The sequence below is a fragment of the Mycobacteriales bacterium genome (assembly GCA_035995165.1).
In the GTDB taxonomy this organism is placed as follows: domain Bacteria; phylum Actinomycetota; class Actinomycetes; order Mycobacteriales; family CADCTP01; genus CADCTP01.
In genome coordinates this window covers 34,694-47,925 of record DASYKU010000089.1, presented here as the reverse complement: position 1 = coordinate 47,925, position 13,232 = coordinate 34,694, and the positions used below count along the sequence as shown (strand labels likewise).

The window sequence follows — 13,232 nt, the reverse complement described above, 5'->3', positions numbered from 1 at the left end:
ACACCGCCAGCGACGCGGCCCGCGTCATCACCCTCGCACCGTAGCCATCACTGAACCCGTCGACGCCGGGGGGCACAACCGCCCCCTGGCGTCTCGGCTCGTCGCCCGAGCCGGAACGCGAGACCGTGACCGATCATCCCGTGGCGATGTCCAAGCTGAGGCATCAATCGGTCGGACGAGCACGCCGACGGGTGAACTGAGACCAGCAGCTGCGGGCGACGGCTGGCTGCGCGCATCGGTGCTGGTGGGACCGAGCCGCCTGTCGGGATCGAACCGACGACCTGCCGCTTACAAGGCGGCTGCTCTTCCGACTGAGCTAAGGCGGCGTCGGTGGCGATGGTACGGGGGTTCACGCGGTCGGGGGATCGGGGCTTGAAGGCGGCCGCGGAGCGGGTAGGACATCGGTGCACGGGGACGGCGGTGGAGGGCGTACGTGCGTCGGATGGTGGGGATCGTCGCGATCGCGGTGGCGCTGGGGACGGCGACCGGCTGCGAGGGCTTCGAGCTGCCCGCGGGCGGCGCGACGGCGGGTGCCGGTGGGCCGACCGCGACGGGAAGTGCGCCGGTGGCGAAGGTGCCGGCCCGGGACGTCGCCTCGGCCAAGGTCCAGCTGGCCCGCCTCGGCGTCGCGAACCCGAGGGAGGGCGGCTACGAGCGGACCCGCGACTTCGGCCCGGCCTGGTCGGTCGACGTGAACCACAACGGCTGCGGCACCAGGGACGACATCCTGCGGCGGGACCTGGCGAAGGTGCAGCTTCGCGGGCGGTGCACGGTCGTCGCCGGCGTGCTCGCCGACCCGTACACCGGGACGACGGTGAGCTTCACGAAGGCCAAGGCGACCGCGGTGCAGATCGACCACGTGGTGCCGCTGGGCGCGGCGTGGACCCGCGGGGCCCGGGACTGGCCGCAGGACGAGCGCGAGCGCTTCGCCAACGACCCGCTGAACCTGCTCGCCACCTCGGCCAGCGCCAACGAGAGCAAGAGCGACCGGGGGCCGGCGGAGTGGCTGCCCCGCACGGCCTACCGCTGTGCGTACGCGGTCCAGTGGATCCGAGTGTCCACAAGCTACAAGCTCGCGCTCACCCCACCGGACAAGTCCAGCCTGACGACCCTGCTGGGACGGTGTTGAGTCGGGCGTCCACAGTGGACGCCCGACCCGAACAGCTCAGCGGATGATCGTGCCGGCCGTACTGATCCTCGCCTTGATCGCGTTGGAGAACGCCTGCACCTCGCCGTAGACGCCGGGGAAACCGGGCCGGGCGCAGCCGTTGCCGTAGGAGACGATGCCGACCTCGCGGATCGCCCCGGTGGACAGCGTCTTGATCATCGGACCACCGGAGTCGCCCTGGCAGGTGTCGACGCCGCCCTGGGCCAGGCCGGCGCAGATCTCCGTCGCCGGCGCCAGCTCACCCGGGTACGAGGTCGCGCAGGAGGCGTCGGTGACGAACGGCACCGTGGCTTTCCGCAGCGTCGCCGACTGCGGACCGCCCTCGCGCGTCGCACCCCAGCCCATGACCGTGAAGTTGCCGGTGTTGAGGGAGGTGTCGCCCTGGGTGGCGAGCGTCAGCGGCGCCGTGGCCGGCGCGGAGGCGAGCTCGATGAGGGCCCAGTCGAACGTCCCGGTCGTCGCGTACTGCGGGCTGCGGAAGACGTACGTCGAGCGGATGGTCTGACCGACGGCCGTGTTGTTCAGGTTGGCCCGGCCGATCGTGGCCGTGATGCTCGTGTTGACGCCGGTCCGGGTCACGCAGTGGGCCGCGGTGAGCACGATCCGCGCGGCGACGACCGCGCCGCCGCAGCCCATCGAGAGCCGCGCCATCCAGGGGAACTCGCCCTGCGCCGCGTTCGTGCCGCCGACCACCGAGGGACTCGGTCCGATCGGCGCCGCGTCCGCCGCCGGTGCCGTGGCCACCGCCACCGAGACCGCCAGGGCGGCGCCGACCAGCGCGGCACCCCACCTCCGAGCGTTCATCCCGTACCTCCCCTTGAGGGCCTGATTGGTTCCGCTTGACCGGAACCGTACGGGCATTCGGCTGATCGAAATCAGAGCCGTTTGGGTGAGGTGTAGTCGGTCGATCACTGACGGGGGGAGCCGGTGCTGTTCCGCACGACCAGCTCGGTCGGCAGCAGCACGTGCCGGGCCGCGGGCCGCGCGCTCTCGTCCAGCAGCAGCCGCCCGGCGACGCGGCCCTTCTCCAGCATCGGCTGGCGGACCGTGGTCAGCGAGCTCGCCGACGCCGCGGGGACGTCGTCGAAGCCCGTCACCGACAGCTCCCGCGGCACCCGCATCCCACGCCGGCCGGCCACCGCCAGCGTCGCCAGCGCGAACACGTCGGTGGTGCACGCGAGCGCGGTGAGATCCGGGTGCCGGTCCAGCAGCGCGGCCGCGCCGTCCTCGCCGGCCCAGGAGGTGTTGTCGAACCGCTCCTCGACCGGCACCGTCGCCCAGTCCACTCCGGACTCGGCGAGCCCGGCGGCCAGCCCGGCCAGCCGGGCCTTGACCACCGCGTACGGACAGCGGCTCTGCCGGTCGGCGTCGGCCGGGCCGTCGCTGCGGTCGGTGCCGAGGCGGTTCGCGACCACGCCGACCCGGCGGTGGCCGAGCGCGCCCAGGTGCCGCCCGAGCTGGGCCGCGGCCGCGTGGTCGTCCAGCCCGACGAAGTCCACTCCGGACAGTCCCACCGGCTGGTCGACGACGACGCTGGCGATGGGCCGCTCCAGCACCGCCGTGACGTACGGGTCGCCGGCCGGCATCGAGTAGACGACGAAACCGTCGACCGCGGCGCCGTAGACGAGCTTGGGGTCGGCGGTGTCGGCGGGCGCGGCCGGCACCAGCAGCAGGCCGGTGCCCTTCTCCTCGCAGGCGAGCCCGAGTCCCTCCAGGAACGCGACCGCGGCCGGGTCCCGGAACGCATAGGACAGACCCTCGGTGAAGATCAGTCCGATCGCGCCGGCCTTGCGGGTGCGCAGGCTGCGCGCCACCGGGTCCGGCCCGGGGTAGCCGAGCCGCCGCGCCGCCTCGAGGATCCGCTGCCGCAGCTGGGGGGAGAGCTGGTCGGGTCGGTTGTAGGCGTTGGAGACGGTGGTCCGGGAGATGCCGAGCTCCGCGGCCAGGGAGGCGAGCGTCGCGGGACGGCGGGCCCGCCCACGTCGTATAGATGCCGCCACCGGCACACCGTATCCGCCGGATCTGCCGAGGTGGGCGGGCGTGCCGATACCGTTATGCAGGCAAGTCTGCCGTTGCGGGGAGCGATCGCGTGCACCGGCTCGCACCGGGACGGGGACGCGTCGGGTACGTTCCCGATCGGGGCGTTCCGGGCATCGCTGTGACGTTGTTTGACACCGGCGTCCGCGGACCGCAAGCTGACCGACGACAACCGAATCATGCACGTCCGTGGGGGAAGTCCGGTCCGAATCCGGCGCTGACCCGCAACGGTGGGCCGATCCTCGCGGATCGGCGAGCCCGATCACCCATGGCCGTGCCGTCTCCCCCATCCCGTCGAGGTCTGCGGGACGGAGCCCGGGACGTCGGCGCACGGTGAGCTGACGAGCTCGCGGGCGCGGGGCGGACCAGGCGCCGCCGCGCGGACCGCCCCGAAAGGCGGCCCGAAGAGTGGCCCGGTCCCGACTGCTCGCTGTGCTCGCCTTCCTCTGCTCGTTCCTCGTGATCGCCGCCCCGGCCGCGCAGGCGGCGCCGACGACCGACCCGGCCGACGCGGCCGCGGGCTGGCTGGCCGGGCGGCTGACCGACGGCAGCCACTTCGTCCAGGACTTCGGCGACGCGGGCGTGTTCCCCGACCAGGGCCTGACGCTGGACGCGGTCCTCGCCTTCGCGGCCGCCGGATCGGGCGGGACCAACGCCACCGCCGGCATGGCCTGGCTGGCCCAGGGGACGACCCTGGTCGACTACGTCGGCGACGGGACCACGTTCTCCGACATCGGCGCGCTGGCCAAGGTCGCGTACGCGGCCGAGGTCACCGGTGGCGACGGGCACTCCGTGGCCGGGATCGACGTGCTCGGCCGGTTGTCCGCGCAGCTGACCGCGAGCGGCCGGTTCTCCAACGTGCCCGCGGAGGCGGACAACAGCAACGCGTTCGGGCAGGCCCTCGCGCAGCTGGCGCTGGCCCGGACGCCGGACGGGGTGCCGGCCGCCGCGGTGACGTTCCTGGCCGGCTCGCAGTGCCCGGGCGGCGGCTTCCCGCTCGACTACGGCCAGGCGACCTGCGTACCGGACCCTGACGCGACCGCGATGGTCGTGCAGGCGCTGGCGTTGCCGGGCGGGAACGCGGCCGCGGCCGGGCGCGGGCTGGACTGGCTCGTGTCGCGGCAGGCCGCGGACGGGTCGCTCGACGGCAGCGGTCCGACCGAGGGGGTCCAGAACGCCAACTCCACCGGGCTCGCGGCCGAGGCGTTCCGGGCCGGCGGCCGTACGGGCCCGGCCGACGCGGCTGTCGGCTGGTTGCGGTCCCAGCAGCTGGGCTGCACCGGGCCGGTCGCCCAGCAGGGCGCGATCGCGTACGACGGGACCGGCTTCGACCCCGGCAACGCCGACCGCGCGACCGCGCAGGCGATCCTGGGCCTGTCCGGGATCGGGCTGGCCGACCTGAGCCTGGACGGGGCGACGCCGGACGCGCCCACGCTGGACTGTGCGGGATCCCCGCCGCCCACCGCCACTCCGACAGCGATCCCGACGTCCTCGGCACCCTCGACGCCGGCACCGTCCACCGTGGCCCCGACCCACCGTCCCACGGCCGCGCCGACGACCCCGGTGGCCCCGGTGCTGCCGGTGACGCCGCCGCCGACCGAGCCGGCCGCCGCGGTCGGCTCGCTGCCGAACACCGGCGCGCCCGTGCTGCCGGTGGTGTGGACCGGCGTGGGGCTGGTGCTCGTGGGCGTGCTCGCCGTGGTCGCCGGCCGCCGCCGTCGCGAGGCGCCGTGAGCCGCCGTGCCCTCGGCGCCGTCCTCGCCCTCGGCGCCGCGCTGGTCCTCACCGGGCCCGCACCCCCGGCCGCCGCCGCCGCCTGCTCCGGATCGTCCGGGGTGACCGTCGTGGTCGACTTCGGCTCGCAGGGCGGGATCCAGGTCGGCTGCGCCGCCGGCGACCCGAGCTCGGGCCTGTCCGCCCTGCACAGCGCCGGCTTCAGCGCCACCGGGACGCAGAAGGACGGGCCGGCGTTCGTCTGCCGCATCAACGGGGCCCCGGCGGCGGACAGGTGCATCGTGACGTCGCCGGCCAACGCGTACTGGTCGTACTGGCACGGGAGCCGGGGCGGCTCGTGGACGTACAGCACGCTCGGGGCGGCGAGATACAACCCGCCGTCCGGGTCGGTCGAGGGGTGGTCCTTCGGGGCCGGGGCGCGGCCGGGGATCGCTCCGCCCGCGGCGCCGGCACCGCCGGCGCCGAAGCCGGCGCCGAAGCCGACGGTGGCCCCGCCGGTGGCGCCACGGCCGTCGACTCCGGGTGGCGCCCCCGGGCCGACCCGGACGTCCGGCGCGCCGGCTCCCGGACCGGGCGCGCCGGCTGCCGGCAGCACGCGATCGTCGACGGGCGCGACCGCGTCCCGGTCCGGTGCGGCACCGTCCACATCGGACAGTTCGTCCGCGGGCGCCACGTCGTCGGGACCGTCGGCCGTCGCGGGGGTGGCGACCGAGGATCCGGGTCCGCCCGGCAGCGTCGCCTCCGATCCCGCGCCGGCCCCGTCGTCGCGCAGGACGGTCGGCGCGCTCGCCCTCGGCGGCGCGCTGGTGCTCGGCCTCGGCACGGCCGGCATCCTCGTCGCCCGCCGCCGCCGAACCTTCGGCTAGCCCGGACGCTCGGCTAGATCAGGAAGTCGAGTAGGGCGCGGTTCACGTCCGCGGCCGGGTCGAGCGGCAGCGAGTGGTGGCTGGCGCCGTCGATCACCGCGGTCCGGACGCTCGGCAGCAGCGTCCGGGCCCGCTCGGCGACGGTGCCGACGTCGTGCACCCGGCTCTGCCCGGCCAGCAGCACCAGCGTCGGCACGTCGAGCCCGCGCAGCCGGTCCGCCTCCGGTCGCGGCCGGACCACCAGCTTCCCGGTCGAGGGCAGCTCGGTGCCGAGCCCGTAGAGCGTGGTCCAGGCCGGGTCGAGCTCGCGGCCGCCGGTCTCCCAGCGCAGCAGGGATGCCGCGTGCGTGCGGTTGGGCCGGACCAGCACCGGCAGCGCGTGCCGGAGGTAGCCCGGCCGGAAGCCGGCGAAGCACTGGGTCGGATCGAGCAGCGCCAGCCGGTGCACCCGGCCCGGCGACGACAGCGCGTAGGTGAGCGCGACCCAGCCGCCGTACGAGTGCCCGACGAGCCCGACCGGACCGCCGCCGAGGCCCGCGAGCACGCCGTCCAGCCAGTCGCAGAGCGTCGCGGCGTCCCGGGTGGACACCACGGTGTAGCCGGGGTTGCCGGGCAGATCGAGCGCGTGTACCCGGAAGTCGGCGGCCAGCGCGCCGGCGTTCGCGAACCAGACCGTCGCGGTCGCGCCGCCGCCGGGCAGCAGCACCACCGGCGGCGCCCCGGCCGGGCCGCAGGACACCACCCGCGTCGTCCCGTACGGCGAGGAGAGGTTCGTCACCTCCGCCGCCGGCCACTGCCCGAGCACGGACTCGTACGCGGCGGCGAAGTCCTCGACGATCGTCACCCGGCCACGGTATCGGCGTGGGACGGGGAAGCGGGGACGAAGTCCACGGGAGCGTCGAACGCGGCCCGCCGCGCGGCCCGCCGCAGCGCCAGCAGCACGGCCGGCCCGAGCAGCAGGATCGCGGCCAGGTTGGTCAGCGCCCGGCCGGTGTCCCAGCCCAGTGTCGAGGTGACGATCGTGAACCCCAGGAACCGCCGCAGGTTCTCCGCCACCGGCCCACCGGCCACATAGGACAGATCCGTTCCCGAGCCGGTCGCGTACGGCCAGAAGGACAGGTTCATCAGCAGCCCGAACGCGTACGCGGCCAGCACCCCGTACGCGCCGAGCATCGCGATCTCCCACCTGCCGCGGACCCGGCGGGGCAGCAGCCCGGCGCCGAGGCCGACCCAGGACGCGGCCAGCATCTGGAACGGCAGCCAGGGCCCGACGCCCGCGGTGAGCAACGCCGACGCGAACAGCGAGGTGGACCCGAGCAGGAACCCGAACCCCGGCCCGAACACCCGCCCGGCCAGCACCAGCAGGAAGAACACGGTCTCGATCCCGGCGGTGCCGGCGCCGAGCGGCCGCAGCGCCGCGTTCACCGCGGACAGCACCCCGAGCAGCGCCAGCGCCTTGGCGTCGATGCCGCCGGAGGACACCTCGGCCAGCACGACGACGACCAGCACCGGCAGGGTCAGCAGGAAGACCAGCGGGGCGTCGGCGCTCTGCCCGCCGACCCCGGCGCCGGGCTTGATGACCAGCGGCCAGCAGAAGACAGCCAGCCCGGCCAGCGACGCCAGCGCGAGCACCAGCCGGGACCGGGCCCGGACCGGCAGCGCGGTCGTCACGACGCCCCCGCCAGCGCCGCCGCGACCTGCCCGACGGTCAGCCACGGCTGCGGAGCCAGGATCTTGGCCACCTGCGGCGCGAACGCGGGCGACGCGACGACCACCTCGGCCGTACGGCCGTCCGCGATCACCTCGCCCTCGGCCATGACCACCACCCGATCCGCCGCCGCCGCGACGAACTCGACGTCGTGCGTGGCCAGCACCACCGATCGTCCCTCCTCCGCCAGCGACCGCACCACCCCGCGCAGCTGGGCCTTGCCCGGGTAGTCCAGCCCCCGGGTCGGCTCGTCGAGCAGCACCACGGCCGGGGCGGCGGCGAGCTGGATCGCCAGCACCAGCGCGAGCCGCTGCCCCTCGGACAGGTCGCGCGGGTGCCGCTCGCCCGGGATCCCCGGGACGAGCCGGTCCAGCAGCGCGCGGCAGGCGCCGGCCGCCGCCGCGGACTCCGCGTCGGCCTGGGCACACTCGGCGTCCACGGTGTCCAGGTAGAGCAGGTCGGCCGGGGTCTGCGGGACCAGCCCGACGTGCCGGCGGGCCTGGTGCGCGGGCAGCGCGCCCGGGTCGACCCCGCCGACCGAGACCGTGCCGCCGTCGCGGGGGCCGGCGCCCTGCAGCGCCCACAACAACGAGGACTTGCCCGAGCCGTTGCGGCCCATCAGCGCGACGACCTCGCCCGCGGTCAGCTCCAGGTCGACCTGGCGGACGGCGATCACCTGTCCGTACCGGACCACGACGGCCTTGGCCGTAAGCGCGGACGGGCCCGCCACCGGAGGGGGGACAGAAGGGACCACCGGCTCGAGGGCGGTCCGCAGCGGGCCGGCCCGCCGACGGGCGTCGCGGACCGACAGTGGCAGCGGGTCCCAGCCGGCCAGCCGACCCAGCTCCACCACCGGGGGCGCGACCGGCGAGTCGGCCAGCACGAGCGCCGGCGACCCGGACACGGCCGCACCGGAGCCGGTCAGCAGCACCAGCCGGTCCGCGTACTGCGCGACCCGCTCCAGCCGGTGCTCGGCGACCACGACGGTGGTGCCGAGATCGTGCACGAGCCGGGTGATCGCGGCCAGCACGTCCTCGGCCGCGGTCGGGTCCAGGGCCGAGGTCGGCTCGTCCAGCACCAGGACGGCCGGGTGCGCGGTCAGCGCCGCCCCGATCGCCACCCGCTGCTGCTGCCCGCCGGACAGTGTCCGCAGTGGACGGCGGCGCAGCTCGGCGATGCCGAGCAGGTCGAGCGTCTCCTCGACCCGCTTGCGCATCGCGGCCGGCGGCACGGCCAGCTGCTCCATCGTGTAGGCGAGCTCGTCCTCGACGGTGTCGGTGACGAACCCGGCCAGCGGGTCCTGCCCGACCACGCCGACCAGGTGGGCCAGCTCCCGCGGCGGCGCGGTCCGGGTGTCCAGGCCGGCCACCGTGACCCGGCCGGCCAGCCGGCCGCCGGTGAAGTGCGGCACCAGCCCGTTGATCGCGCCGAGCACGGTGGACTTGCCGGCCCCGGTCCGCCCGGCGACCAGGCAGAGCTCGCCCTCCTCGACCCGCAGGACGAAGTCCCGCAGGACCGGCTCGGAGGCCCCGTCGTACGTCACGGTCACCGTGTCGAAGTCGATCACGCCGGCACCGCCCGGGCAACGGTGACCACCGAGACCGGCGGCGGCGCCAGCCAGGCCGGCAGCACCGCGACCAGCACCCCGGCGGTGCCGGCCAGCGGCAGCCCGGGCCAGCTCAGCGGATCCAGTGAGGGAAAGAGGTTCGCGGCGTCCACAGTGGACGTCAGCACCAGTACGGCCGCGGCCACCAGCCCGCTGCCGGCGACCAGCGTCTCCGGCAGCCGCCACGGGTCGGGCCGGTAGACGCTGCGCCGGACGCGCCGGCCGGCCAGCGGCAGCCCGACCCCGGCCACGATCAGCCCGAGCAGCAGCATCGGCAGCCCGAGCCAGCCGGGGCTGGTCCCGTCGAGCAGGCCGTACACGCCGACGCAGATGCCGAGCAGGCCGGCCACGACCAGGGCGCCGGTGAGCCGGCGCGGACCGCTGCCGCCGCGGCCGTACCCGCGGGAGTCCATCGCGGCGGCCAGCGCCAGCGACCGGTCCAGCGCGTCGACGAGCACCGGCATCGCGATACCGCGCAGCGCCCGCAGCCCGCGTTGCCGGCCGCCGCGCAGCCGCCGGGCTCGCCGCACCCGCAGCACGCTCTCGACCAGCTGCGGCGCGACCGAGAGCGCGACCACGACGGCGGTGCCGACCTCGTAGAGGGCGCCGGGGACGGCCTTGAGCATCCGCTTCGGGTCGGCCAGCGCGTTCGCCGCGCCGAGGCAGATCAGCATGGTCGCCAGCCGCGCGCCGTCGTAGAGGCCGCCCAGGACGTACTCGGCCGAGACCGGGCCGAGCAGGTGGATGCCGGCCGCGGGGCCGGGCAGCGGGATCTCCGGCAGTCGCAGCAGGACGTGCCCGGTGTCGCCGCCGCCGAACACGATCCGGAACGCGACCCGGGACAGCACGATGAACAGCCCGGCCCAGAGGTAGAACTTGAACGCGAACGCCCACGGGGCGTCGCCGCGCCGGCTGGCGACGACCAGACCGGCGACGGCGACGACCAGGGCGAGCAGCAGCGGGTTCGTGGTGCGACTCGCCGCCGTCGCGAGGCCCAGTGCCCACAGCCACCACGCCCCTGGATGCAGGGCGCGCGGGAGCCGGGACACGGGATCCAGTCTGCTACGGCGCGGCGATCGAGGGCTTCCTGGTCGCACCGAACGACCAGCCCTCGACCGTGTTCGGCTTCGGGTTGTACGACCCCGCGCCGGTCGTCGAGTACGTCCAGGCCCCGTGCCGCGGCGCGTGGTAGTACGCCCAGTACGCACTGGTGGGCGCACCGTTGCAGGGGTTCGGCTTCACGGTGATCTGGCAGACGAAGCCGGGGAACCGCGGCACGAACGCGAACGTGAAGCCGGCGGCGGTGAGCGCGGCCAGCCCGCTGGCCGGGTCGCCGGGAGCGCACTTGGTGACCACGCCGCCGCCGAGGGCGCCGAAGTCGACCACGACCGTGACACCGGTCGTGCCGGTGCAGGCGGCCGCGGCGGCATCGGGTGCGGTGGCCACGGCGAGGCCGCCGACGGCCGCGGTGGAGACCGCGACCGCGACGACAGCTCGGCGGAGGCGGGAGGGGAGTCGCATGGTCTGTCCTTCCTCGGGGGAATCAGCAGGCGAGTACGGGGTTGCCCGGCGCGGAGCCGGTCAGGGACAGCCGGACCAGGCCGGTCCCGGTCAGGCCGAGCACGCCCTGGGCGGTCGCCCGGACCGCGGTGGCCGGGTCGAAGCCGCTGCTGTCGAACGGGATCGCGCCGCGGTTGGCGACGGCGGCCGGGCAACGCAGCTGCAGCCGGCCCAGGAACGCTCCGGCCTTCGCCGCCGGCGCGACCCGGCCCGCGTCCGCGAACGCCTGCCCGGCCAGCCCGGTGCTGTTCGCGTTCGGGGTGCCGACGCCGTCCAGCGCGGCCACGCCACCGGTCGCCTGCTGCTTCGAGACCAGCCAGGCGACGCCGCGGTTCGCGGCCGCGATCCGGCCGGTGGCCCGCAGCGCCTGGACGACCAGCGCGGTCGAGTCGACGTCCGAGGCGCACGGCTGGGCCGCGCCGAAGTCGAGCGGGAACCCGCCGTCCCGGCACTGGGTCCCGGCCAGGAAGGAGATCGCCTGCTGCGGCGCGCCCCCGGCCCGGTTCAGCGCGAGCACCGCGTACGCCTGCCCGAACGCGTTGCTGAAGTCGCCGAACGCGGACCGGTCGGCGAACCGGCCGGACGGCGTGAGCAGGTCCAGCAGCCGCAGCCGCAGGTTCGCCCCGCCGAACGTGCGCGGGTCCTTCCCGGCCACCTCGGCCAGCAGCATCAGCTTCGCGGTCGGGCCGGCGTACGACTCGCTGCCGCCGCCCCCGGTGTAGCCGGTGATGTTGTCCGGCAGCGCCAGCCAGGCGACGGCCTTCGCGGCGGACGTACCGGACACGTGCGCGGCGGCGAAGGCGAAGACGCCGTCGATGGTGAGGCCCTGGTCCGGGAAGCTGGTCCCGCCGAAGTCGGTCTCCAGGTGGTCGCCGCCGACGAGCTGCCGGGCCAGCCAGCCGGCCGCGGCGTCGTCGGGAAGGATCGTGCGGGGGGCGGCGGCCGGGGCGGCCGGAGCCGCGCCGGCCGGGGCCGCGGTTCCGGCGAGCGGGACGAGCGCGACCGTGACGCCCGCGGCGAGGGCGAGCAGCCGGTTGCGGAGGGATGCCATCCGGGTGGGCCTTTCCGGGCCGGTGCGACGGTGACCGCGCACCGGATGCGACCTGCGCCCGGCGACCGGACTCCGTCCCGCGGGCCACGACGGGAGAGGGAGAACGACGCGGCGGCGGGCATTCGGGCTCGCCGCCGGGGCGGCATCACCGTTGCGGGTCAGCGCCGGATTCGTACCGGACTTCCCCCGCTGTCGCGCGGAATGGAGTTGTGGTCGGAGTGTTTCCCTCCGGGCCCACGGTGTCAATCGGGTGCAGTGTCGGCCCCCCACGTTGCTCCGACCTTGGGGTTTCCTTTAGACTCTGGCACGGCGAGGGGAGTACTCCCACCGCGCCGACCCGGCCAGTACGGACCATCCCGGTCCCCGGGCGGCGGCTCGACCCGGTCCACGGGTGCGGGTGGAGGAGACCTCGGCAGGTGAGATCCGTACCTGACCGAGGAGGACCCGCATCATGACCGTCGGAACGCCCACGCTCTGGGCGAGCACCCTGGCCGCCGTACTGGGCCTGATCGCCGTGGACTTCCTGTTGACCCGCCGGCCGCACGAGGTCTCGCTGCGCGAGGCGTCGCTCTGGTCCGCGTTCTACATCGCGCTCCCGCTGAGCTTCGGCGGCTGGGTCTGGTGGCGCTACGGCGGCGAGCGCGGCACCGAGTTCCTGGCCGGCTACCTGGTCGAGAAGTCGCTGTCGGTCGACAACCTCTTCGTCTTCATGCTGCTGCTGGCGGCCTTCGCGGTCCCGGCGGCGTTGCAGCAGCGGGTCCTGCTCTACGGGATCGTCGGCGCGCTGGTGCTGCGGGGCGTGTTCATCGCGGTCGGAGCCGCGGCGCTGGAGGCGTTCACCGCGACGTTCCTCCTCTTCGGACTGATCCTCGCCGCCACCGCGGTCAAGGTCTTCCGGGACGCGCGCAGCGGCCACGGCCAGGAGGTCGACGTCGCCCACCTGCGCTCGGTCCGCCTGCTGCGCAAGGTCTTCCCGGTCACCGACGACTACGTCGGTCCCCGGCTGACCGTGAAGCAGGGCGCCCGCCGGGCGCTGACCCCGCTGGCCGTCGTGGTCGTCGCCGTGTTCGCCACCGACGTCGTGTTCGCCGTCGACTCCGTCCCGGCCGTGTACGGGATCACCGACGACCCGTACCTGGTCTTCGCCACCAACGCCTTCGCCCTGCTGGGCCTCCGCGCGCTCTACTTCCTGCTCGCCGGCGCGCTGTCCCGGCTGGTCCACCTCGGCTACGGGCTGGCCGCGATCCTCGCGATCATCGGGGTCAAGCTGGTGCTGCACTGGGCCCACACCGTCTGGCCGTCGGTCCCGACCATCCCGACACTGTTGTCGCTGGCCCTGATCGTCGGCATCCTGGCCCTGGTGACCGTGACCAGCCTGCTCGCCACCCACGGGCGCACCGACAGCGAAGCGATCGCTTCCTAACCGGCTCTTACCGCGCTCACAGGACCGGCACAGGGTCAGCCGAGAAGGTTCGTCCGCGTCGGCGGGTGCGGCGCGTCCC

12 protein-coding genes, 1 tRNA gene and 2 riboswitches are annotated in these 13,232 nt (G+C 75.1%); of the genes, 4 read left to right on the top strand and 9 right to left on the bottom strand.

Annotation, left to right across the window (positions count from 1 at the left end):
* Window positions 1-253: 253 nt before the first annotated feature.
* Window positions 254-326 (bottom strand) — tRNA-Thr (locus VGP36_14565).
* Between the two features lie 116 nt (window positions 327-442).
* On the opposite strand from VGP36_14565, the gene VGP36_14560 reads away from it, so the two are divergent.
* Entirely contained in the window at window positions 443-1,129 is a 687-nt protein-coding gene (locus VGP36_14560; GenBank protein HEV7655937.1) for an HNH endonuclease family protein, read from the top strand.
* 36 nt (window positions 1,130-1,165) lie between these two features.
* Here VGP36_14560 and VGP36_14555 read toward each other — a convergent pair whose 3' ends face one another.
* Together VGP36_14555 and VGP36_14550 are read right to left on the bottom strand one after the other, a co-directional pair.
* Window positions 1,166-1,972: a serine protease gene (locus VGP36_14555; GenBank protein HEV7655936.1), complete on the bottom strand. Its 807-nt coding sequence runs from the start codon at window positions 1,970-1,972 to the stop codon at window positions 1,166-1,168.
* Window positions 1,973-2,076: 104 nt separating this feature from the next.
* Complete coding sequence (locus VGP36_14550) at window positions 2,077-3,168, bottom strand: LacI family DNA-binding transcriptional regulator (protein HEV7655935.1); 1,092 nt, start codon at window positions 3,166-3,168, stop codon at window positions 2,077-2,079.
* Window positions 3,169-3,397: 229 nt separating this feature from the next.
* Window positions 3,398-3,473: riboswitch (cobalamin riboswitch) on the top strand.
* A 140-nt stretch (window positions 3,474-3,613) separates the two neighbouring features.
* Here VGP36_14550 and VGP36_14545 point away from each other — a divergent pair.
* Window positions 3,614-4,939: a prenyltransferase/squalene oxidase repeat-containing protein gene (locus VGP36_14545; protein ID HEV7655934.1), complete on the top strand. Its 1,326-nt coding sequence runs from the start codon at window positions 3,614-3,616 to the stop codon at window positions 4,937-4,939.
* On the top strand, window positions 4,936-5,805 hold the full coding sequence (locus VGP36_14540) for a hypothetical protein (protein ID HEV7655933.1): 870 nt from the start codon (window positions 4,936-4,938) through the stop codon (window positions 5,803-5,805). Before VGP36_14545 ends, VGP36_14540 begins: the two co-directional genes overlap by 4 nt.
* Before the next feature lie 13 nt (window positions 5,806-5,818).
* Here the strand turns inward: VGP36_14540 and VGP36_14535 are convergent, their stop codons facing one another.
* The 6 genes from VGP36_14535 to VGP36_14510 are packed head-to-tail and all read right to left on the bottom strand — an operon-like array spanning window position 5,819 to window position 11,730.
* Window positions 5,819-6,649 (bottom strand): alpha/beta fold hydrolase, encoded by an 831-nt coding sequence (locus VGP36_14535; protein ID HEV7655932.1) that lies wholly within the window; start codon window positions 6,647-6,649, stop codon window positions 5,819-5,821.
* Window positions 6,646-7,476 carry an ECF transporter S component gene (locus VGP36_14530; GenBank protein HEV7655931.1) on the bottom strand — a complete coding sequence of 277 codons (831 nt, stop codon included), beginning with the start codon at window positions 7,474-7,476 and terminating at the stop codon, window positions 6,646-6,648. Before VGP36_14530 ends, VGP36_14535 begins: the two co-directional genes overlap by 4 nt.
* On the bottom strand, window positions 7,473-9,080 hold the full coding sequence (locus VGP36_14525; GenBank protein ID HEV7655930.1) for an ATP-binding cassette domain-containing protein: 1,608 nt from the start codon (window positions 9,078-9,080) through the stop codon (window positions 7,473-7,475). The genes VGP36_14530 and VGP36_14525 overlap by 4 nt, the downstream gene beginning before the upstream one ends.
* A complete protein-coding gene (locus VGP36_14520; protein HEV7655929.1) occupies window positions 9,077-10,168 on the bottom strand; it encodes a CbiQ family ECF transporter T component in 1,092 nt (363 codons plus the stop codon). The genes VGP36_14525 and VGP36_14520 overlap by 4 nt, the downstream gene beginning before the upstream one ends.
* A 13-nt stretch (window positions 10,169-10,181) precedes the next feature.
* Window positions 10,182-10,640, bottom strand: a complete 459-nt coding sequence (locus tag VGP36_14515) for a hypothetical protein (GenBank protein HEV7655928.1) — start codon at window positions 10,638-10,640, stop codon at window positions 10,182-10,184.
* A gap of 22 nt (window positions 10,641-10,662) precedes the next feature.
* Window positions 10,663-11,730: a hypothetical protein gene (locus VGP36_14510; GenBank protein ID HEV7655927.1), complete on the bottom strand. Its 1,068-nt coding sequence runs from the start codon at window positions 11,728-11,730 to the stop codon at window positions 10,663-10,665.
* 116 nt (window positions 11,731-11,846) lie between these two features.
* A riboswitch (cobalamin riboswitch) is annotated at window positions 11,847-11,917 on the bottom strand.
* A gap of 264 nt (window positions 11,918-12,181) precedes the next feature.
* Between VGP36_14510 and VGP36_14505 the strand changes: the two genes are divergently transcribed.
* Window positions 12,182-13,153, top strand: a complete 972-nt coding sequence (locus VGP36_14505) for a TerC/Alx family metal homeostasis membrane protein (GenBank protein HEV7655926.1) — start codon at window positions 12,182-12,184, stop codon at window positions 13,151-13,153.
* The last annotated feature ends 79 nt before the right edge of the window (window positions 13,154-13,232 follow it).

Bases quoted from the DNA above. Each gene is read 5' to 3' on its own strand.
- VGP36_14515 (HEV7655928.1), bottom strand. From the start codon at position 10,640: ATGCGACTCCCCTCCCGCCTCCGCCGAGCTGTCGTCGCGGTCGCGGTC.
- VGP36_14505 (HEV7655926.1), top strand. From the start codon at position 12,182: ATGACCGTCGGAACGCCCACGCTCTGGGCGAGCACCCTGGCCGCCGTA.
- VGP36_14560 (HEV7655937.1), top strand. From the start codon at position 443: ATGGTGGGGATCGTCGCGATCGCGGTGGCGCTGGGGACGGCGACCGGC.
- VGP36_14555 (HEV7655936.1), bottom strand. From the start codon at position 1,972: ATGAACGCTCGGAGGTGGGGTGCCGCGCTGGTCGGCGCCGCCCTGGCG.
- VGP36_14510 (HEV7655927.1), bottom strand. From the start codon at position 11,730: ATGGCATCCCTCCGCAACCGGCTGCTCGCCCTCGCCGCGGGCGTCACG.